Genomic DNA, 21749 nt, shown 5'->3' on the forward strand with positions numbered 1-21749 from the left:
GGTGGGCACTGTCCGTGCCCATCCGTAGGCTCGGCCCGATGTCCGAAACACACGCAGCTCTCAAGGACCAGTCGGCCACCCGCTCGCTCCTGCGGCTCTGGCCTTATGTGCGCCCGATCCGAACACGCCTGTTCAGTGCGGCATTTGTGGCGGTTGTCGCCTCCTGTCTAGGTCTGGTGATCCCCCTCGTCCTGAAGTGGATCGTCGACGGGCCGGTGGCCGAGCACGACCCCGGCGGGGTGTGGCTCGGCGCGCTGTACCTGCTGCTCCTCGGGCTCGCGGAGGCGGCGCTCTTCGGGTTCCGGCGATGGCTGGTGGCGCGCCCCCTCGCGAGGGTCGAGGCGGAGATGCGGGCCGATCTGTACCGGCACGTACAGCGGCTTCCGGTCTCCTTCCACGACCGCTGGGCCTCGGGCCAGCTCCTGTCGCGCGGCACCACGGACCTCATGCTGCTGCGGATGTTCCTGGCGTTCCCGCTGACCTTCCTGCTCGTCAACGGGGTCACGATCCTGGCCGGGTTCGCGATCCTGCTGTCCCAGCAGTGGAGCCTCGGGCTCGTACTGCTCGTGCCGGTGATCCCGCTGGTGGTCCTCTGCTCCCTGTTCGAGACCCGCTACTCGCTGGTCGCGCGGCAGGCGCAGGACCAGGTGGGCGATCTGACGACGGTCGTCGAGGAGAGCGTCCTCGGCATCCGGATCATCAAGGGGTTCGGGCAGCACCGCAGCCAGGCGCTGGCCTTCCGGGAGCTCTCCGGGCGGCTGCGCGGCACCGAACTCGCCAAGGCGCGGTTGCTCGCCGGGCTCTGGGGCCTGATCACCACGATTCCCGAACTCGCCATCGGGGCGGCGCTCGTGCTCGGCACGGTGCAGGTCGCCGACGGCGACCTCTCGGCCGGGACGCTGGTGGCGTTCCTGTCCACGGCGCTCGCGCTGCGGTGGCCGGTGGAGTCGATCGGGTTCCTGCTGGCGATGAGCCAGGAGTCCGCGACGGCTACGGCGCGGTTCTTCGAGGCGATGGATGCGGAAGAGGAGGGTGCTGGTTCCTCCGGCCTCCTGGGCTGTGCCCCGGACCCCCTTCTCGGTGACCCCGGATCGTCTTCGTCCGCGGACCGTGCTCCGGGGGCGCTGCCCCCGGGCCCCCGCTCCTCAAACGCCGGAGGGGCTGAAGTGGTGCCGACCGGCGGTGAACTGGCCTCGGCAGATTGGGAGTTGAGCGCCCGCGACAAGGGCGGGGTTCGGTTCGAGGGGGTTGGCTTTCGGTATCCGGATGCCGCGGACGGGAGTCCGCCCGTGCTCGCGGGGATCGATCTGCACATTCGGCCCGGGGAGACCATGGCGCTGGTCGGGGGGACCGGGTCGGGGAAGACCACGCTCACCGCGCTCGTGCCGCGGCTGCACGAGGCCGGGGCGGGGCGGATCACGCTGGACGGGGAGGACATCGCGCACATGTCGCGGGAGCGGCTGCGCGGCCTTGTGGCGGTGGCGTTCGAGGAGCCCACGCTCTTCTCGGCCACCGTCGGGGAGAACGTCCTGATGGGCGGCGGCGGCCCGGAGGATCTGGAGCGGGCGCTCGACATCGCGCAGGCCCAGTTCGTACGGCGGCTCCCGCAGGGCGTGGACACGCAGGTCGGCGAGCAGGGGCTGAGCCTGTCCGGCGGGCAGCGGCAGCGGCTCGCGCTGGCCCGGGCGGTGGTGGGGCGGCCGAGGTTCCTGATCCTCGACGATCCCCTGTCGGCCCTGGACGTCCACACCGAGGCACTGGTGGAGGCGGCGCTGCGGCGGGTCCTTCAGGAGACCACCGCGCTGGTGGTCGCGCACCGCCCCTCCACGGTGATGCTCGCCGACCGGGTGGCCCTGCTGTCGGGCGGCCGCATCACCGCCGTCGGCACGCATCAGGAACTGCTGCGGGACAGCGCCGAGTACGCCTGGCTGATGTCCGGCGCCACCGAACAGCACGACGACGAGGGGAAGGACGGGCGATGACCACGACCGTCGGGGAGCAGACCGGTACGGACGAACCGGAGGTGGCGGCCGTCGGCGACCCCTTCGACCGCGACGAACTGCCCGCGCCCGCCGGGGCGACCGGGGCCCTGCTGAAGTCGCTGTTGCGGCCACTGCGCCGACGGGTGGTGCTCGCCACGCTCATGCTCGTGGTGCAGCAGGCCGCGGCCCAGGCCGGCCCGCTCCTTGTCGCGTACGCCATCGACCGGGGCGTGCCGGCGTTCCGCGCGCACGACTACGGGCCGCTGATCGCCGTCGGCGTCGGCTATCTGGTGAGCGCGCTGGCGTCGGGGTTCTTCCAGTACGCGTTCGTGCGGGCCTCGGCCTCGGTCAACCAGGACGTGCTGCTCGATCTGCGTGGCCGGATCTTCCGCCACGCGCAGGCGCTGAGCGTCGACTTCCACGAGCGGTACACCTCGGGCCGGCTGATCTCGCGCTCCACCACCGACGTCGAGTCGCTGCGCGAACTGCTCAGCGAGGGCCTCCAGGAGCTGATCGGGGTCATCCTCTCCTCGGTCTACATCTGCGCGATGCTGCTCTGGCTGGACTGGGGCATCGGCGCGCTCGCCGTCGCCTCCTACCTCCCGCTGCACCTCTTGATCCGGCTCTACCAGCGCCGCGCGGGGGCCGTGTACGGGGCCCGGTCCACGGCGATCGCCGCGGTGATCGTCAAGTTCGCGGAGACCCTCAACGGCATCCGGCCCGTGCAGGCCTTCCGGCGCGAGCGGGCCAACGACGCCGAGTTCCACGAGCTGAACCGGCGCCACGAACGCAAGAACGGCGACGCGCTCCTGGAGATGGCCCGCTATGTGGTGGGCTCCCGCCTCGTCGCCAACCTGACGGTCGCGATGATGGTCCTGTGGGGCGCGACGCGGGTCGCCGACGGCACCTTGGCGCTCGGGGTGCTGGCTGCGGCGGTGCTGTACATGCGCCGCCTTTACGACCCCATCGACCGCCTCGGCATGTTCCTCAACTCCTACCAGTCGGCGGCCGCCTCCCTGGGGAAGGTCGCCGGGCTGCTCGCCCAGGTCCCCTCGGTCCCGGAGCCGGCGCGGCCGACCCCGCTGCCCGAGCGGGCGGGTCAACTCCCGGGCCGACGCGTCGACTTCGAGCAGGTCGGCTTCGGTTACCGGACCGGCGGCGAAGTGCTGCCCCGCTTCGACCTGACCATCCCGGCCGGCCAGACCGTCGCCGTGGTGGGCTCGACGGGCGCCGGAAAGTCCACCCTCGCCAAGCTCCTGGCCCGCTTCTACGATCCTTCGTCCGGCCGCGTCCTGCTCGACGGAACGGATCTGCGCGAGCTGTCCGTACGGGATCTGCGGCGCGGGGTCGTCATGGTCACCCAGGAGGCGTTCCTGTTTTCCGGCACGGTCGCCGAGAACATCGCGATCGGCCGCCCGGACGCCACCCGGGACGAGATCGAGCAGGCCGCCAAGGCGATCGGCGCCCACGACTTCATCGCGAGCCTGCCCGACGGTTACGACACCGACGTACGCAAGCGTGGCGGCCGCATCTCGGCGGGTCAGCGCCAACTGGTCGCGTTCGCAAGGGCGTTGCTCGCCGATCCGGCGGTCCTGATCCTCGACGAGGCGACCAGTTCGCTGGATGTTCCGGGCGAGCGGGCGGTGCAGCGCGCCATGCACACGGTCCTGGGCGGCCGCACCGCCGTGGTGATCGCGCACCGGCTGTCCACGGTCGAGATCGCGGACCGAGTCCTGGTGATGGAGCACGGCCGCATCGTCGAGGACGGCCCGCCCGGGGAGCTGATCGCGGGCACCGGCCGCTTCGCCGATCTGCACCGCGCGTGGCGCGACAGCCTGGCCTGACCGGCGCGGGGGCGCCCCACCCGGTGCTCACGCGGGGGCGGCCCACCCGGTGCTCACGCGGGGGCGCCCCACCCGGTGCTCACCAACTGATCCTGGCCGCCACCGGCAGATGGTCGCTGCCGGTGGCGGGCATGACCCAGGAGCTGTCCGGGCGCACCCCGCGGACCAGGATCTGGTCGATCCGCGCGACCGGGAACGCCGCCGGCCAGCTGAAGCCGAAGCCGTTCCCCGCCTCGTCCTGGGCCGAGCGCAGCCGCGCGGTGATGCCGTCGAAGGCGCGGTCGTCGAGGGTGCCGTTCAGGTCGCCGAGCAGCACCACCCGCTCGTTCCGCTCGGCGGCGAGGGCCTCGGCGAGCGCCCCCGCGTTGCGGTCCCGCGAGCCCGTCCAGAACCCGGTCGGGAACACCCGCACGGACCCCAGGTGTGCCACGTACACGGCCAGCGGGCCCCGGTCGGTGGTTACGGTGGCACGCAGCGCGCGGGTGTACGTCAGCTTGACGTCGGCGGGCTTCGCGTCCCCGAGCGGCCCGGCGTCCATCTTGGTGTCCACCGGCCGGACGTCCGACAGGGGCAGCCTGCTCCACAGCCCGACCGTGCCCTGCACGGTGTGGTACGGATACGCCGCCGCCAGAGCCTTCTCGTACAGCGGTTTCGCCCGCGCGGTGATCTCCTCCAGAGCCAGCACGTCCGCGCGGGAGGCGGCCAGGGCGCGGGCGGTGCCGGCCGGGTCCGCGTTGTCGGCGCCGACGTTGTGGCCGGCCACGGTGAGGTCGCCACCCGGGCGGGACTTGTCGGCGAGCAGCCCGCCGAAGAGGCTCAGCCACACCGTGACCGGCAGCAGCAGCGCGACCAGCGCGGTGGCGGAGCGACGCCGGAGCGCCCCGGCCAACAGCACCGGGACCCCCAGGCCGAACCACGGCAGGAAGGTCTCCACCAGGCTGCCGAGACCCGCCCGGTCCGTGACGTACCCGTGCAGCACCAGGAGCACCCCGAGCAGCAACGCGAGCACGGCGAGCACCCGGCCGCGCCTCCAGGGGCCGGGCCGGGCGACCATCCGCAGACCCCGACGAAAGCGCGCGCCCAAGCCGTCGGCGACAGGGCGGGCGCTGTCCTGTCCGGGGCGGCCTTCGCGGTCGGGGGCGGCGCCCAGGGGGGAGGTCCTCGTACGAGTCGATGCCGGGTTTCGATGCATGCCGCCAGCCAAGAGCGGGCCGTGTTGCCGTCCCGTATGCGGTTTTCGATACACCCGCGATAGGCGGTGACTCGTAGCATCGACACCATGCGCGTGCTGATCGTCGAGGACGAGCCGTATCTGGCGGAGGCCATCCGCGATGGTCTGCGCCTGGAGGCGATCGCCGCCGACATCGCGGGGGACGGCGACACCGCGCTGGAACTGCTCGGCGTCAACGCCTATGACACCGCCGTGCTCGACCGCGACGTACCCGGTCCCTCCGGTGACGAGATCGCCCGGCGCATCGTCGCCTCCGGCAGCGGGATTCCGATCCTGATGCTCACCGCGGCCGACCGTCTCGACGACAAGGCGTCCGGGTTCGGGCTCGGCGCCGACGACTACCTCACGAAGCCCTTCGAGCTCAAGGAACTCGTGCTCAGGCTCAGGGCGCTCGACCGCAGGCGCGTCCACAGCAGGCCCCCGGTCCGCGAACTCGCGGGGCTGCGGGTGGACCCGTTTCGCCGCGAGGTCTACCGGGACGGCGCCTTCGTCGCGCTGACCCGCAAGCAGTTCGCCGTGCTCGACGTCCTCGTCGCCGCCGAGGGCGGGGTGGTCAGCGCGGAGGAACTCCTGGAGCGGGCCTGGGACGAGAACGCCGACCCTTTCACCAACGCCGTGCGCATCACCGTCTCGGCCCTGCGCAAGCGGCTCGGTGAGCCCTGGATCATCGCCACGGTGCCGGGCGTCGGCTACCGCATCGACACCCCGCCGCAGGGCGGACCCGAGGGAGGCGGGCGTGGATAGGGCGCCCGGGCCCAGGGCGCCCGGGTTGAGCGTCCGGCTCAAACTCACCCTCAGCTACGCGGGGTTCCTCATGCTGGCCGGCGTCCTGCTGCTCGCGGCGGTGTGGGCGTTCCTCCTGCGGTACGTCCCCGACCGGGCGATGCTCATCAACCCGGACGTCAGACCCGCCGACGGCGTCTTTCCCATCCGCTCCGCCCTCCTGGAGGTCTTCGCTCCCCGGGCAGCCGCGGTCCTGGCGTTCCTGCTGGTCTTCGGGCTGCTGGGCGGATGGATCCTGGCCGGTCGCATGCTGGCCCCACTGACCCGCATCACCGCCGCCGCCGGTCTGGTCGCGCACGGATCGCTCTCCCACCGGATCCGGCTGCCGGGCCGCGAGGACGAGTTCCGCGAACTGGCCGACGCCTTCGACGCGATGCTCGAACGACTGGAGGCGCACGTCGCCGAACAGCAGCGGTTCGCGGCCAACGCCTCCCACGAGTTGCGCACCCCGTTGGCGATCTCGAAGGCCCTTCTCGAGGTGGCCCGCACCGATCCGCCGGCCGACACCGGTGAACTCGTCGAACGCCTCCACGCCGTCAACGCCCGGGCGATCGACCTCACCGAGGCCCTGCTCCTGCTCGGCCGCGCCGACCGGCGGACCGTCACCCATGAGCCCGTCGACCTGTCCCTGCTGGCGGAGGAGGCCACCGAAACGCTGCTGCCCCTCGCGGAGAAGCGCGGCGTCACCCTGGAGACCGGCGGTGACATCGCGCCCACGACGGGATCGCCCGCGCTGCTGCTCCAGCTGACCACGAACCTGGTGCACAACGCGATCGTCCACAACCTGCCCGCGGGGGGCGCGGTGTGGGTCACCACCGCCGTCCGTCCGGGGGCGGTGGTGCTCACGGTCGAGAACACCGGGGAGCGGGTCGCCCCGGAACGGGTCGCGAGCCTCACCGAGCGGTTTCGGCGCGGCACCGATCGCGTCCACACCGATCACGCCGGTGTCGGCCTCGGCCTGGCCATCGTCCAGTCCATCGCCCACGCGCACGACGGGACGCTCACCCTGGCCCCGCGTGCGGCGGGCGGCATCCGCGTCGCGGTGGAACTCCCGGCGAGGCCCGCGCGCCGCGACGGGTGACTCCGGCGCCGCTCCCCCGCGCTCCCCTGTTTCAGGCGCCCACCGTCCCGTCGATGCCCTCCCGCAGGAGGTCGGCGTGGCCGTTGTGGCGGCCGTACTCCAGGATCATGTGCAGCATCACCATGCGCAGCGACACCTCCTCCTCCCAGCGCGGCTGGTACCCCGCGAGGTCGAGGGACTCGGCGTCCCGCTCGATCCGCCGGGAGTGCTCGACCTCGGCCTCCCAGGCGGCGAAGGCCTCGGCCCGGGTGGACTCGCTCGCGTCGTACGCGGCCTGGAAGTCGATCTTGTCGGACCACACCATGGGGACGTCGTGGTCCTCGAACACCCGGCGGAACCAGGTCCGTTCGACCTCGGCCATGTGCCGTACGAGGCCGAGCAGGGACAGGGTGGACGGGGGCATCGACTGCCGGCGCAGGTCCTCGTCGCCGAGGCCCTCGCACTTCATGGCGAGCGTCGCGCGGTGGTAGTCGAGGAACGCGCGCAGGGTCTCGCGTTCGTCCCCGAAGTGGGGTGGGCCTATGCGGGGGTCGTTCATGGGGCTCCTCAAGTCGTCCAGCCCAAACCCCCGCACCCTACCCAACCCCTCTCCCACGTCTCCTCCCACCCGCGGCCCGGCGGGTCCCGTTCGCGCAGTTCCCCGCGCCCCCAAAAACGCCCCCTCCCCCCCTTCTCACCCAAAGGCCACCGGGCCCAGGCCCCTCCCACGTCTCCTTACGCCTGCGGCCCGGCGGGGGCCTTCGCGCAGTTCCCCGCGCCCCTAAAAACGCCACCCCGCCCCCAACCCACCACGACCGCGGCCCACCGGGGCCAGGGCCTCTCACGTCTCCTTACGCCTGCGGCCCGGCGCCACTTGCTCGCGCAGTTCCCCGCGCCCCTAAAGACGGCACCCCCCCGGCCCCCAAGGGGCGCGAGGAACTGCGCGACCAGCCACACACAACCCGCACCCCACAGCCAACACCCACCCACCCCCACCAGGGGCGCGGGGAACTGCGCGACCAGCCACGGACAACCGGCACCCATCACTCAACGCTCAGCCCCCCCAAGGGGCGCGGGGAACTGCGCGAGCGGCCAGCTGCGACCCGCGCTCCGAGGGGCGAGGCCGCCCAGCGCCACCGGGGCGGGGCGGCGCCTTTGAGCCGTGGGGGTGGGGCGGCCGCCGCGAGCCGAATCGCGAACGGCGAGGAACGGATGGGGCTGCCGATGCGACGGACCGCACGCGAACCCCGCACCCCCACACCGCCCCCGCCCCGACCCGCACCGAACAGGCGGGAAGCACAGAGGAGAACCCCTACGCCGGATGGCGGACGCGGCGCCCCCCAAGGCCCACCCCGGACGCCCCGCGCACCCCGCCCCGGCAACTGGCGCAATCAAATCCCCGCCGCACCAAGCGAGTTGCGGGATGCCTACCCCCGGCATCCACGGACGGCAGGGCGACGCCCTCCTCCGCACCGCGTTCGTCCAAGGACTGGGCACGCCCAGGAAGCCGGCCGCCCACACCCTGGACGACCCCGGGGTGTCCAACGCCCCCCGGGCCGCCCGAGACGGGGGGCGGTTTGCGGCCATCGTGTCGGACGGCCAACACCCCGCCCTGACCACGGTGTTCGAACACGAACGGTTCGAGCCGAACTCGAACCCCGTCTTTGGTTTCGGCCTCGACCGACTTCTGGACGGTATCGCCGCCAGCCTCCACGAAACGTCCGCTTAACGAACGACGACCTTCGGACAACGGACGGTTTTCGGCCAACTTGTTGACGCGCTCCTGACACGGGTTCTCCCCTGCTGGCACTCTTCCCCCGTTCCACGCACAAAGTTTTCGCGCAGCACATCTCGTTGCCGCACATGCTCCGCTTTGCTCTGCCCGGTCGGCCCCACCCAGTCGACCGGATCCCCCTCGCAGAAGGAGTTCGCGTGAGATCCACGCACCGTCGTCGTGCCACCGCCACCGGCGCCCTGATCGCCGCAGCCGCCATGCTCAGTGTCGGCGTCCAGGCAGGTAGCGCCAGCGCACGCCCCGACGACTCCGCGACCGCCTCGGCCCTCAAGGCCCAGGCGGTACGCAATCCGGGCGCCCTGCCCGCAAGCCTCACCCCCTCCCAGCGTGCCGAGCTCATACGCACGGCCACCGCCACCACCGCGGCCACGGCCAAGGAACTCGGCCTCGGCGCGCAGGAGAAGCTGGTCGTCCACGATGTGTCCAAGGACCAGGACGGCACCACGCACACCCGCTACGAGCGCACCTACCAGGGCCTGCCCGTGCTCGGCGGCGACCTGATGGTCGACACCGCGGCCGGCAAGACCAAGGGCGTCATCAAGGCGAACAGCGCTTCGCTGACGGGCGTTTCCACCTCCGCCCCGGCCGACGCCCCGGCCACGGCCACCACCACCGCCCTCAAGGCGGCCAAGGCGGCCGGCTCCAAGGCGGACAAGGCCGACAGCGCCCGCAAGGTCATCTGGATGGTCAACGGCGCGCCGACCCTGGCGTACGAGACCGTCGTGGGCGGGCTCCAGGACGACGGCACCCCGAACCAGCTGCACGTCATCACGGACGCCAAGACCGGCGCCAAGCTGCACCAGTGGCAGGGCATCGAGACCGGCGTGGGCAAGACGCGCTACAGCGGCACGGTCACCCTCGGCACCTCGCAGTCCGGTTCCAGCTACACGCTGACCGACACGGGCCGCGGCGGCCACAAGACGTACAACCTCAACCACGGTACGTCCGGCACGGGTTCGCTGTTCACCCAGTCCACCGACACCTGGGGTGACGGCACCAACACCAACGCCGCGACCGCGGGCGCCGACGCCGCCTACGGCGCCGGAGCCACCTGGGACTTCTACAAGAACGTCTTCGGCCGCAGCGGCATCCGTGGCGACGGCGTCGCCGCCTACTCCCGCGTCCACTACGGCAACTCGTACGTGAACGCGTTCTGGGACGACGGCTGCTTCTGCATGACGTACGGCGACGGGTCCAACAACAACGACCCGCTGACCGCGCTGGACGTGGCCGGCCACGAGATGTCGCACGGCGTCACGGCCGCCACCGCGGGCCTGGAGTACTCGGGCGAGTCCGGCGGTCTGAACGAGGCCACCTCCGACATCTTCGGCACGTCGGTGGAGTTCTACGCGAACAACGCCGCCGACCCGGGTGACTACCTCATCGGCGAGAAGATCGACATCAACGGCGACGGCACCCCGCTGCGCTACATGGACAAGCCGAGCAAGGACGGCGGCTCCGCGGACGCCTGGTACTCCGGCGTCGGCAACCTCGACGTGCACTACTCCTCGGGCCCGGCCAACCACTGGTTCTACCTGGCCTCCGAGGGCAGCGGCACCAAGGTCATCAACGGCGTGACCTACAACTCGCCGACCTCCGACGGCCTGCCGGTCACCGGCATCGGCCGCGACAAGGCCCAGCTCATCTGGTACAAGGCGCTGACCACCAAGTTCAACTCCAGCACCAACTACGCGGGGGCCCGCGCCGGCACCATCGCCGCGGCGACCGAGCTGTACGGCGCGAACAGCGCCGAGGTCACCAACGTCACCAACGCCTGGGCCGGCATCAACGTCGGCGCCCGCGCCGGCGGCGGCAACCCCGGTGGCAAGGTCTTCGAGAGCACCAGCCAGGTGGCCATCCCGGACTACCCGGGCGCCGCGGTCACCGACCCGGTCACCGTCTCGGGGATCACCGGCAACGCGCCGTCCACCCTCCAGGTCGGCGTGAAGATCACCCACACCTACATCGGCGACCTCCAGATCGACCTGGTGGCCCCGAACGGCACGTCGTTCCGGCTCCAGAGCTCGTCCTCGGACTCGACGCGCAACCTCGACAAGACGTACACCGTGAACGCCTCCAGCGTCGCGGCGAACGGCACCTGGAAGCTGAAGGTCCAGGACAAGGCGGCGCAGGACGTCGGCACCATCACCGACTTCAAGCTGACCTTCTGAACCTCCGGGCTCCGCGAGCCGTGACGTTCACCTTCCGGAAACTCACCTTCTGACCAGGCGGCTGGCCGGAAAGTGAAGGTGCCCGGAGCCCACGAGGCTCCGGGCACCGCCCATGTCCGGGCCCCGCTCGGGGCCCGGACTCAGCGCATGAGGACGCCCGCGCCCTCCCCCGTCGCCTCGGTCGGGCCCGCCACCAGGCCCAGCTCGGCGTGGGTAGCGAGGTGGGGGTGGGCCGGCAGCACCCGGACGGTGTAGCCGAAGGGGCCCGTGCGATCGAGGGCGAGCGGGCCCTCGTACATCCAGCGGCCCTCCAGGTCGGGGCCGCCCGTCGGCTTCAGCGGGAACGCGGCGGCGTCCGCGATGGTGTCCGCGGCGTCCACCCGGCCCGCCACCGCCTGCACCTCGACGTCGTCGGGCCCGAGCTCCCCGAGCGCGACCCGCACCCGCAGCGCCAGCGTGGAACCGAGCTCCGCGGTGCCGCCCGGGGCCGCGGCCGCCGGGGCCAGCGCCTCGACGTGATCGACCGCGACCCGCGGCCAGGCGCCCCGGACCCGCGCCTTCCACCGCGCCAACTCCCCCGCCGTGGAGGGTTCCAGGACCCGATGGGCCGCGGCGGCGGGCGCGTACAGCCGGGTCACATAGTCCCGCACCATCCGTCCCGCGAGCACCTTGGGACCCAGCGTGGTGAGGGTCCCCCGGACCATCTCGATCCAGCGGTCGGGCAGGTCCGACGTGCCCCGCTCGTAGAAGCGCGGGGCGACCCGGTCCTCGATGAGGTCGTACAGCGCGTTGGCCTCCAGCTCGTCGCGCCGGTCCTCGTCGGTGGCCGAGCCGTCGGCGGTCGGGATGGCCCAGCCGAAGTCCGGCTCGAACCATTCGTCCCACCAGCCGTCGAGGACCGACAGGTTGAGGCAGCCGTTCAGGGCCGCCTTCATGCCACTGGTGCCGCAGGCCTCAAGGGGCCGCAGCGGATTGTTGAGCCAGACGTCGCAGCCCGGGTAGAGCTTCTTCGCCATCCCCATGCCGTAGTCGGGTAGGAAGACGATCCGGTGGCGCACCCGCGGGTCGTCGGCGAACCTCACCAGCTCCTGCACCAGGCGCTTGCCGCCGTCGTCGGCGGGGTGCGCCTTGCCCGCGACGACGATCTGCACCGGCCGGGTCGGGTGGAGCAGCAGCTCCATCAGGCGGTCCCGGTCACGCAGCATCAGCGTGAGCCGCTTGTAGGAGGGCACCCGCCGGGCGAAGCCGATGGTGAGCACGTCGGGGCTCAACACCCCGTCGATCCACCCCAGTTCGGCGGAGCCCGCGCCGCGCTGGCGCCATGAGGCGCGCAGCCGTTCCCGGGCCTCGGTGACGAGCTGTTCGCGCAGTTCCCTGCGCAGCTCCCAGATCTCGGCGTCGGGGATGTCGGCGACCGCGTCCCAGCGCTCGGAGCCGCCGACGGTCAGCGCGTCCTCGGTGCGGCCCGCGCCGATCTGGCGGGCGCCGAGCCGGAACACCTCGGGCGCCACCCAGGTGGGTGCGTGCACGCCGTTGGTGACGGAGGTGATCGGCACCTCCTGCGGGTCGAAGCCTGGCCACAGCCCCGCGAACATCTCCCGGCTGACCGCGCCGTGCAGGGTGGACACCCCGTTGGCGCGCTGGGCGAGCCGCAGCCCCATGACGGCCATGTTGAAGAGGTTGGGCTCGCCGCCGGGGTAGGTCTCCATGCCGAGCCGCAGGATCTTCTCGACGTCGACGCCGGGCAGTTCGCCGTCGTCGCCCAGGTGGCGGGCGACCAGTTCGCGGTCGAAGCGGTCGATGCCGGCGGGGACCGGCGTGTGGGTGGTGAAGACCGTTCCGGCCCGTACCGATTCGAGGGCGGCGTCGAACTCGAGCCCCTGGCCCGCGAGTTCACGGATGCGTTCGAGGCCGAGGAAGCCGGCGTGGCCCTCGTTGGTGTGGAACACCTCGGGTTCCGGGTGCCCGGTCAGACGGCAGTACGTGCGCAGGGCGCGCACCCCGCCGATGCCGAGCAGCATCTCCTGGAGCAGCCGGTGTTCGCTGCCGCCGCCGTAGAGCCGGTCGGTGACGTCACGTTCGCCGGGAGCGTTCTCCTCGACGTCCGAGTCGAGCATGAGCAGCGGCACCCGGCCGACCCGGGCCTGCCAGATGGTGGCGTGCAGGGCCCGGCCGCCGGGCAGCGCGAGCGAGACCCGGGCGGGGCTGCCGTCGGCCTCGCGGAGCAGGGAGACGGGCAGCTCGTTGGGGTCGAGCAGGGGGTAGTGCTCCTGCTGCCAGCCGTCGCGCGAGAGCGACTGGCGGAAGTAGCCGTGGCGGTAGAGGAGGCCGACCCCGATGAGCGGGACACCGAGGTCGCTGGCGGATTTGAGGTGGTCGCCGGCGAGGATGCCGAGGCCGCCGGAGTACTGGGGCAGGGCCGCGGTGATGCCGAACTCGGGCGAGAAGTAGCCGATGGCGGACGGGAGTTCACCGCCCTGCTCCTGGTACCAGCGGCGGCCGTGCAGATAGTCGTCGAGGTCGGCGGCGGCGGTGGCCAGACGCCGCAGGAAGCGGCGGTCCTGGGCGAGCGAGTCGAGCCGGGCGGCGCTGACGGTCCCCAGCAGCCGCACCGGGTCCTCACCCGCCGCCCGCCAGCCGTCGGGGTCCACGAACTGGAAGAGTTCTCTGGTCTCGGTATGCCAGGACCAGCGCAGATTGCGCGCGAGGTCGCTGAGCGGCCGCAGGTCGTCGGGCAGGACAGGGCGCACGGTGAATCGACGGATTGCCTTCACGCTTCCACCTTTGCAGGGGATGTACGTATCGGGGTGGGCACACCGCGATGTGCGCCCCTCCTTCACACCCGAAGGTAGTGCGGGTGCGCCCCGCGGGCCACGGCGCCTCGCGGCCGGACCACCGGATTCCGCTTGGGACCAGGGCCCCTGATACGCCGTCACTCCCGTCGTCGGCAGCCTCGGTGCACGGCGCCGCCGAGGACGGCGTGGACGCCCTCCTCGCCGAACCGTTACGCGCAGGTAGTTAACAGACTGCCCGAATGGCCACCCGCACACCGTGGAAGGCTCATCCGGTAACGCATTCCCGCACTCTCTCCCGCACGCCATTCGAGTGAACGCGGACAGGAGCGGCCATGCCCGCAGCCGGTCAGCCGTCAACGGAGCAGTTAAAAAGGACAGATTCCCGCAAACGCGGCAAACCCTACCCATCACCCGCAGGTGAGCCCGTGAAACCGAACCCGTCAATCGGCCGCATCCCCGTGCTCGACGTACGCCCCGCCGTCGAGTGCGGCACAAGGCCCGCCAAGGCGGTGGCCGGGGAGAGCTTCCAGGTCACCGCCACCGTCTTTCGCGAGGGCCACGACGCCGTCGCCGCCAATGTCGTGCTGAGAGACCCCAGAGGGCGGGCGAGGCCCTTCACACCCATGCGAGAACTCGCCCCCGGCACCGACCGCTGGGGCGCCGAGATCACCGCCGACACCGAGGGCCTGTGGACGTACGCCGTCGAGGCCTGGGGCGACCCCCTCGCGACCTGGCGCCACCACGCCGGCATCAAGATCCCGGCGGGCCAGGACGTCGAGCTCGTCCTGGCCGAGGGGGCCGCGCTGTACGAGCGGGCCGCCGCCGGGGTGCCCAAGGCCAAGGGCCGCGAGGCGGTGCTCGCCGCCATGGACGGCCTGCGCGACACGGCCCGCTCCCCCGAGGCCCGGCTCGCGGCGGCCCTCGCCCCCCAGGTGGACGCGGCCCTCGCGGCGTACCCGCTGCGCGAGCTCGTGACCTCCTCGGCCCGGATGCCGCTGCTGGTCGAGCGCGAGCGCGCCCTGTACGGCTCCTGGTACGAGCTCTTCCCGCGCTCGGAGGGAGCCGTCGTCAAGAGCCGTGGCAAGCCGGTCTCCGGCACCTTCCGCACCGCGGCCGAGCGGCTGCCGGCGGTCGCCGCGATGGGTTTCGACGTGGTCTATCTGCCCCCCGTCCACCCGATCGGCACCACCCACCGCAAGGGCCCCAACAACAGCCTCAAAGCCGGGCGTTGGGACGTCGGCGTGCCCTGGGCCATCGGCTCTCCGGACGGCGGCCACGACGCCGTCCACCCCGACCTCGGCACCCTGGACGACTTCGACGCCTTCGTGGCCACCGCCCGGGACCTGCGCCTGGAGGTGGCGCTGGACTTCGCGCTCCAGTGCTCCCCCGACCACCCCTGGGTCGACAAGCACCCCGAGTGGTTCCACCACCGGGCGGACGGCTCGATCGCGTACGCCGAGAACCCGCCCAAGAAGTACCAGGACATCTACCCGATCGCCTTCGACCAGGACATGCCCGGCCTGGTCAAGGAGACGGTGCGGCTGCTGCGGTTCTGGATGGACCACGGCGTACGGATCTTCCGGGTCGACAATCCGCACACCAAGCCGGTGGTCTTCTGGGAGCGGGTCATCGCCGAGATCAACGGCTCCGATCCGGACGTGATCTTCCTGGCCGAGGCGTTCACCCGGCCCGCGATGATGCGCACCCTCGCCAAGATCGGCTTCCAGCAGTCGTACACCTACTTCACCTGGCGTACCACCCGGCAGGAACTCACCAATTACGTCACCGAACTGGCGAACGAGACCGCACCCTATATGCGGCCCAATTTCTTCGTGAACACCCCGGACATCCTGCACGGCTACCTCCAGGACGGCGGCCGACCGGCCTTCGAGGTGCGGGCCGTGCTGGCCGCGACCCTCTCGCCCAGCTGGGGCGTCTACGCCGGTTACGAGCTGTGCGAGAACGCCCCCGCCAAGGCCGGGAGCGAGGAGTATCTGGACTCCGAGAAGTACCAACTCAAGCCCCGCGACTGGGAGTCGGCCGAACGCGAGGGCCGCTCCATCGCGCCGCTGATCACCACCCTCAACCGCATCAGGCGCCGTCATCCGGCGCTGCGGCAGTTGCGCTCGGTCCACTTCCACGACACCGGAAACGACGCGCTCATCGCCTACAGCAAGCGCTCCGGGTCGAACACCGTTGTGGTGGTCGCCAACCTCGACCCCCACCACACCCAGGAGGCGACGGTCTCGTTGGACATGCCGGCGCTCGGACTCGCTTGGGACGAGTCCGTCCCGGTGCGCGACGAGCTCACCGGAGAGACCTACCACTGGGGCAGGACCAACTACGTGCGCCTGGATCCGGGCCGAGCGCCCGCGCACATCCTGGTCCTGCGACCGTCCCCGCCGATCGGAGGGTCACCCACACCATGATCGTCAACGAGCCCGTCCACGACACCTTCGAGGACACCCCCGCCAAGGACCGCGACCCCGAGTGGTTCAAGCGTGCGGTGTTCTACGAGGTGCTCGTGCGGTCCTTCCAGGACAGCAACGGCGACGGCGTCGGGGATCTCAAGGGCATCACCGCCAAGCTGGACTATCTGCAATGGCTGGGCGTCGACTGTCTCTGGCTGCCGCCGTTCTTCAAATCCCCGCTCCGGGACGGCGGTTACGACGTCTCGGACTACACCGCCGTGCTGCCCGAGTTCGGCGACCTCGCCGACTTCGTGGAGTTCGTGGATGCCGCCCACCAGCGCGGCATGCGCGTGATCATCGACTTCGTGATGAACCACACCAGCGATCAGCACGAGTGGTTCCAGGAGTCGCGCCAGAACCCGGACGGTCCGTACGGGGACTACTACGTCTGGGCGGACGACGACAAGCAGTTCCAGGACGCCCGGATCATCTTCGTCGACACCGAGACCTCCAACTGGACCTTCGACCCGGTGCGCAAGCAGTACTTCTGGCACCGCTTCTTCTCCCACCAGCCCGACCTCAACTACGAGAACCCGGCGGTGCAGGAGGAGATCGTCTCCGCGCTGCGGTTCTGGCTGGACCTCGGCATCGACGGCTTCCGCCTCGACGCGGTGCCCTACCTGTACCAGAAGGAGGGAACCAACTGCGAAAACCTTCCGGCAACGCATGAGTTCCTCAAGCGGCTGCGGGTCGAGATCGACGCGAGCTACCCGGACACGGTGCTGCTCGCCGAGGCCAACCAGTGGCCCGAGGACGTCGTCGACTACTTCGGCGACTACACCAAGGGCGGCGACGAATGCCACATGGCGTTCCACTTCCCGGTGATGCCGCGCATCTTCATGGCGGTGCGCCGCGAATCCCGCTACCCGGTCTCGGAAATCCTCGCCAAGACCCCGGCGATCCCCAAGAACGCCCAGTGGGGCATCTTCCTGCGCAACCACGACGAGCTCACCCTCGAAATGGTCACGGACGAAGAGCGCGACTACATGTACGCGGAGTACGCCAAGGATCCCCGGATGCGGGCCAACATCGGCATCCGGCGCCGGCTCGCCCCACTGCTCGACAACGACCGCAACCAGATCGAACTGTTCACCGCGCTGCTGCTCTCGCTGCCCGGCTCGCCGATCCTTTACTACGGCGACGAGATCGGCATGGGCGACAACATCTGGCTCGGTGACCGCGACGCGGTCCGCACGCCGATGCAGTGGACCCCGGACCGCAACGCGGGCTTCTCCTCGTGCGACCCCGGCCGGCTCTATCTGCCCACGATCATGGACCCCGTCTACGGCTACCAGGTGACCAACGTCGAGGCCGCCATGGCCTCGCCGTCCTCGCTGCTCCACTGGACGCGGCGCATGATCGAGATCCGTAAGCAGAACCCGGCCTTCGGGCTCGGCTCGTACACCGAGCTGATGTCGTCGAACCCGGCCGTCCTCGCCTTCCTGCGCGAGCGGGGCGACGACCTCGTCCTGTGCGTGCACAACTTCTCGCGCTTCCCCCAGCCCACCGAGCTGGATCTGCGGGCGTTCAACGGAATGCATCCGGTGGAGCTGATCGGCGGGGTGCGCTTCCCGGCGATCGGCGAGTGGCCCTATCTGCTCACCCTCGCGGGGCACGGCTTCTACTGGTTCCGGCTGCGGAAGGACCCCGCGGCCATCTGACCCGCCATCCCGGGCGGAGCGGTTTTGGCCGCTCCACCCGGGGCACTTGGAACCCCGAACCCCGCGCGCCGCCGGACAGCTTCTGTTGCAATCCGGGACACTCTGCGCAAATCGATTGTGTGCCCGGGGAAAGGATGCGCCGCCATGCCGAAGGCCGCACCGCCCCGTACCACCGGCCTCCCACCCGCCCGGCTGCTGACCTCGCTCGCCCCGCTCCTGCACGAATGGCTGCCCCGGCAGCGCTGGTTCGCGGGCAAGGGGCGGCCCGTCACCGACTTCGTCCTGCTCACCGCGACCGAGCTGCTGCCGGGCTTCCTGCATCTGCTCGTGCGCACCGAACACTCCCCGGCCCCCACCCCCGCCGAGACGGCGTCGGCGCCCGCCGACTGCTACCAACTCCTGATCGGGGTGCGCGACCAGCTCCCGCCACGGCTCGCCCCCGCCCTCATCGGGCACGCGAACCAGGGCCCGCTGGCCGGCCGCACGGTCTACGACGCCCTCCACGACCCGCAGTCCGCGGCCCTGCTCCTGGAGCGGCTGCGCACCCCGGGCACGGTGGGTCCGCTGAGCTTCGAGCACGATCCCCAGGTGACGGTCCCGCCCGGTCTCGCGCCGCGGCTGCTCGGCGTCGAGCAGTCCAACACCTCACTGGTGTACGGAGATACGTTCATCCTGAAGGTGTTCCGGCGGGTCCAGCCGGGCGTCAATCCCGATCTGGAGCTGCCCTGGGCGCTGACCCGCCAGGGCTGTGAGCGGGTGCCCGCGCCGGCCGCCTGGTTCCACACCTCCGAGCCGGAGGCGGCCACCCTCGGGGTGCTCCAGCCGTTCCTGCGCGGCGCCGACGACGGCTGGACCCTGGCGCTCGCCTCGCTCGCCGAGGGCCGCCCCTTCACCGACGAGTCGTACGAGCTGGGGCGGGCCACCGCCGAGGTGCACCTCGCCCTCGCCGACGCCTTCGCGCCCGTCACCCTCGGCCCGGCGCAGACCGAGCTGATCGCCGCCGCGATGACCGAGCGCCTGGACGCCACCGCGCAGGCGGTGCCCTCGCTCGGCCCGTACGTCCCGCGGCTGCGGGCGGCCTTCGAGGCGGTCGGGGCGCTCACGTCGGCGGGCACGGCCCAGCGCGTCCACGGCGATCTGCACCTCGGCCAGGCCCTGCGCCCGGCCGACGGAAGCTGGTCGGTGATCGACTTCGAGGGCGAGCCGGCCCGCCCGCTCGCCGAGCGCCGCCGCCCCCAGCCCCCCGTCCGCGATGTCGCGGGCATGCTGCGCTCCTTCGACTACGCCGCCCGCACCGCGCGGCCCCCGAACCCGAGCTGGGCCGAGGAGTGCCGGGCCGCGTACTGCGCGGGATACGCGGCACGGTCCGGCTCCGACCCGCGCGAGAGCCCGGAACTGCTGCGCGCGTACGAGACCGACAAGGCGGTGTACGAGGTGCTCTACGAGGCCCGGCACCGCCCCGACTGGCTGCCCGTGCCGATGGCGGCGATCCGCCGGCTGGCCGGGGCGTGAACTCACCCGTGCACCATGCCACTTGAGGAGGCAGACCCCGTGACCCCCCGCCCCGCCCGCAACTCCTCCGAACCCGCCCCCGGCGCCGCCGAGCCGGTGACCGCGACGAAGTCCGCGGCGAAGCCCTCCGTGAAGCCCGCCGTGAAGCCCGCGGCGAAGCCCGCCAAGGCGCCGCCCGCGCCGCGCAAGGAGGCCGCGCGCCGGACCGCGAGTCGTGGCGTACGGCCCGGGGCGCCCCTGTCCGACACCGACCGGGGGCGCCTGCTCGCGGGCGGCCACCACGATCCGCACTCCCTGCTCGGCGCGCACCCGGTGCGCGGCGGGATCGCCTTCCGGGCGCTGCGCCCGTACGCCCGGGCGGTGACCGTGCTCGGCAAGGGGCTGCGGGCCGAGCTGCACGACGACGGCGACGGCCTGTTCTCCGGGGTGCTGCCGCTGCGGAACATTCCCGAGTACACGCTGCTCGTGACCTATGACGACACCGAGATCGAGATCCAGGACCCGTACCGCTTCCTGCCCTCGCTCGGCGATCTCGACCTGTACTTGATCGGCGAGGGCCGGCACGAGGAGCTGTGGACGGCGCTGGGCGCCCGCCCGATGGCCCACCAGGGCGTCACCGGCACCCGGTTCACGGTGTGGGCGCCCAACGCCCAGGGGGTCAGGGTCACCGGCGACTTCAGCTACTGGGACGGCACCGCCCACCCCATGCGGTCGCTCGGCTCGTCCGGGGTGTGGGAGCTGTTCCTGCCCGGGGTCGGGGACGGCGCCCTGTACAAGTTCGACATCATGCGCCCCGACGGCAGCCACACCCTGCGGGCCGACCCGATGGCGCAGCGCACCGAGGTGCCGCCCGCCAACGCCTCGATCGTCACCGAGTCGCACCATGTGTGGCGGGACGAGGCGTGGATGGCGCGGCGGGCGGCGCGCCCGGTCCACGAGGCGCCGTTCTCCGTCTACGAGGTCCATCTGGCGTCCTGGCGCCCGCGCCTGACGTACCGTCAACTCGCGGACCAGCTCCCCGCCTACGTGAAGGACCTGGGCTTCACCCACGTGGAGTTCCTCCCCGTGGCGGAGCACCCCTACGGCGGCTCGTGGGGCTACCAGGTCACCGGCTTCTACGCCCCCACCTCCCGGATGGGCACGCCCGACGACTTCCGCTTCCTGGTGGACGCGCTGCACGAGGCGGGCATCGGGGTGCTCGTGGACTGGGTGCCCGCGCACTTCCCCAAGGACGACTGGGCGCTCGCGCGGTTCGACGGGCGCACCCTGTACGAGCACGAGGACCCGCTGCGCGCCGAGCACCCCGACTGGGGCACCCTCGAATTCGACTACGGCCGCAAGGAGGTCCGCAACTTCCTGGTGGCGAACGCGACGTACTGGTGCGAGGAGTTCCACGTCGACGGCCTGCGCGTGGACGCGGTGGCCTCGATGCTGTACCTGGACTACTCGCGCGAGGACGGCGAGTGGAGCCCCAACGAGCACGGCGGCCGGGAGAACCTCGACGCGGTGGCGTTCTTGCAGGAGATGAACGCGACGGTGTACCGGCGCTGCCCCGGCGTGGTGACCGTCGCCGAGGAGTCCACGGCCTGGGACGGCGTGACCCGGCCCACCGACCAAGGGGGCCTCGGCTTCGGCCTGAAGTGGAACATGGGCTGGATGCACGACTCGCTGGGCTACGTCCAGCACGAGCCGGTGCACCGCAAGTACCACCACAGCGAGATGACGTTCTCGATGGTGTACGCGTACAGCGAGAACTACGTCCTGCCGATCTCGCACGACGAGGTGGTCCACGGCAAGCGGTCCCTCGTCTCCAAGATGCCCGGCGACTGGTGGCAGCAGCGCGCCACCCACCGCGCCTATCTGGGCTTCATGTGGGCCCACCCCGGCAAGCAACTCCTGTTCATGGGCCAGGAGTTCGCGCAGGGCGCGGAGTGGTCGGAGGGCCACGGCCCGGACTGGTGGCTGCTCGACCCCTCCTACAGCGCGGAGTCGGACCACCGGGGCGTACGCGACCTGGTCCGCGACCTGAACGCGGTGTACGCGGCCGAGCCCGCCCTATGGGAGCGCGACACCGACCCGTCGGGCTTCTCGTGGGTGGCCGGTGACGCGGCCGAGGACAACGTCTTCGCGTTCCTCCGCCACGACGCGCAGGGCACGCCGCTCCTGTCGGTCTCCAACTTCTCCCCCGTCGTCCGGGCGGAGTACCGCCTGGGCGTCCCGGACGGCCCGGCCGCCTGGCAGGAAGTCCTGAACACGGACGAGTCCCGCTACGGCGGAGGCGGCGTCACCAACCCCGACCCCCTCCCCCCAGAACCCACCCCGTCCCACGGCCGCCCCCTATCCCTCTCCCTGACCCTGCCGCCGCTGGCGACGGTGTGGTTCCGGGGGGTGTGAGGGGCGACCGGGCCTGACGCGATGACGGGCGGTGTACGCGTGGCACGCGT

13 protein-coding genes are annotated in these 21749 nt (G+C 71.6%); 10 read left to right on the plus strand and 3 right to left on the minus strand.

Features of this window, described 5'->3' with window-relative positions; translation table 11 throughout:
• Positions 1-38: 38 nt before the first annotated feature.
• Both DWB77_RS12140 and DWB77_RS12145 read left to right on the plus strand, forming a co-directional pair.
• The gene (locus tag DWB77_RS12140; RefSeq protein ID WP_120721282.1) at positions 39-1982 is read left to right on the plus strand and encodes an ABC transporter ATP-binding protein; all 1944 of its coding nucleotides are present in this window, start codon (positions 39-41) and stop codon (positions 1980-1982) included.
• Complete coding sequence (locus DWB77_RS12145; protein WP_120721283.1) at positions 1979-3826, plus strand: ABC transporter ATP-binding protein; 1848 nt, start codon at positions 1979-1981, stop codon at positions 3824-3826. Before DWB77_RS12140 ends, DWB77_RS12145 begins: the two co-directional genes overlap by 4 nt.
• A 79-nt stretch (positions 3827-3905) precedes the next feature.
• Here DWB77_RS12145 and DWB77_RS12150 read toward each other — a convergent pair whose 3' ends face one another.
• Positions 3906-4880 (minus strand): endonuclease/exonuclease/phosphatase family protein, encoded by a 975-nt coding sequence (locus DWB77_RS12150; protein WP_246033849.1) that lies wholly within the window; start codon positions 4878-4880, stop codon positions 3906-3908.
• A 225-nt stretch (positions 4881-5105) separates the two neighbouring features.
• Between DWB77_RS12150 and DWB77_RS12155 the strand changes: the two genes are divergently transcribed.
• On the plus strand, positions 5106-5801 hold the full coding sequence (locus DWB77_RS12155; protein ID WP_120721285.1) for a response regulator transcription factor: 696 nt from the start codon (positions 5106-5108) through the stop codon (positions 5799-5801).
• Between the two features lie 70 nt (positions 5802-5871).
• The gene (locus tag DWB77_RS12160; RefSeq protein WP_120727687.1) at positions 5872-6921 is read left to right on the plus strand and encodes a sensor histidine kinase; all 1050 of its coding nucleotides are present in this window, start codon (positions 5872-5874) and stop codon (positions 6919-6921) included.
• A 31-nt stretch (positions 6922-6952) separates the two neighbouring features.
• On the opposite strand, the gene DWB77_RS12165 is transcribed toward DWB77_RS12160, so the two are convergent.
• Positions 6953-7459, minus strand: a complete 507-nt coding sequence (locus DWB77_RS12165) for a DinB family protein (RefSeq protein WP_120721286.1) — start codon at positions 7457-7459, stop codon at positions 6953-6955.
• 864 nt (positions 7460-8323) lie between these two features.
• Here DWB77_RS12165 and DWB77_RS38420 point away from each other — a divergent pair.
• Both DWB77_RS38420 and DWB77_RS12175 read left to right on the plus strand, forming a co-directional pair.
• The gene (locus DWB77_RS38420; protein ID WP_120721287.1) at positions 8324-8629 is read left to right on the plus strand and encodes a hypothetical protein; all 306 of its coding nucleotides are present in this window, start codon (positions 8324-8326) and stop codon (positions 8627-8629) included.
• A gap of 203 nt (positions 8630-8832) precedes the next feature.
• A complete protein-coding gene (locus DWB77_RS12175; RefSeq protein WP_120721288.1) occupies positions 8833-10866 on the plus strand; it encodes a M4 family metallopeptidase in 2034 nt (677 codons plus the stop codon).
• Positions 10867-11006: 140 nt separating this feature from the next.
• Here the strand turns inward: DWB77_RS12175 and glgP are convergent, their stop codons facing one another.
• The gene (gene glgP, locus DWB77_RS12180; protein ID WP_120721289.1) at positions 11007-13640 is read right to left on the minus strand and encodes an alpha-glucan family phosphorylase; all 2634 of its coding nucleotides are present in this window, start codon (positions 13638-13640) and stop codon (positions 11007-11009) included.
• A 353-nt stretch (positions 13641-13993) separates the two neighbouring features.
• On the opposite strand from glgP, the gene DWB77_RS12185 reads away from it, so the two are divergent.
• From DWB77_RS12185 to glgB, 4 genes are all read left to right on the plus strand, one after another.
• A complete protein-coding gene (locus DWB77_RS12185) occupies positions 13994-16090 on the plus strand; it encodes an alpha-1,4-glucan--maltose-1-phosphate maltosyltransferase (RefSeq protein ID WP_120721290.1) in 2097 nt (698 codons plus the stop codon).
• Positions 16087-17793, plus strand: coding sequence for a maltose alpha-D-glucosyltransferase (treS, locus tag DWB77_RS12190; protein ID WP_120721291.1), 1707 nt, complete (start codon positions 16087-16089; stop codon positions 17791-17793). Before DWB77_RS12185 ends, treS begins: the two co-directional genes overlap by 4 nt.
• 144 nt (positions 17794-17937) lie before the next feature.
• The gene (locus DWB77_RS12195) at positions 17938-19305 is read left to right on the plus strand and encodes a maltokinase N-terminal cap-like domain-containing protein (RefSeq protein ID WP_120721292.1); all 1368 of its coding nucleotides are present in this window, start codon (positions 17938-17940) and stop codon (positions 19303-19305) included.
• Positions 19306-19320: 15 nt separating this feature from the next.
• Positions 19321-21699, plus strand: a complete 2379-nt coding sequence (gene glgB, locus DWB77_RS12200; RefSeq protein WP_174248540.1) for a 1,4-alpha-glucan branching enzyme — start codon at positions 19321-19323, stop codon at positions 21697-21699.
• Positions 21700-21749 lie beyond the last annotated feature (50 nt).

The organism is Streptomyces hundungensis (genome assembly GCF_003627815.1).
GTDB lineage: Bacteria > Actinomycetota > Actinomycetes > Streptomycetales > Streptomycetaceae > Streptomyces > Streptomyces hundungensis_A.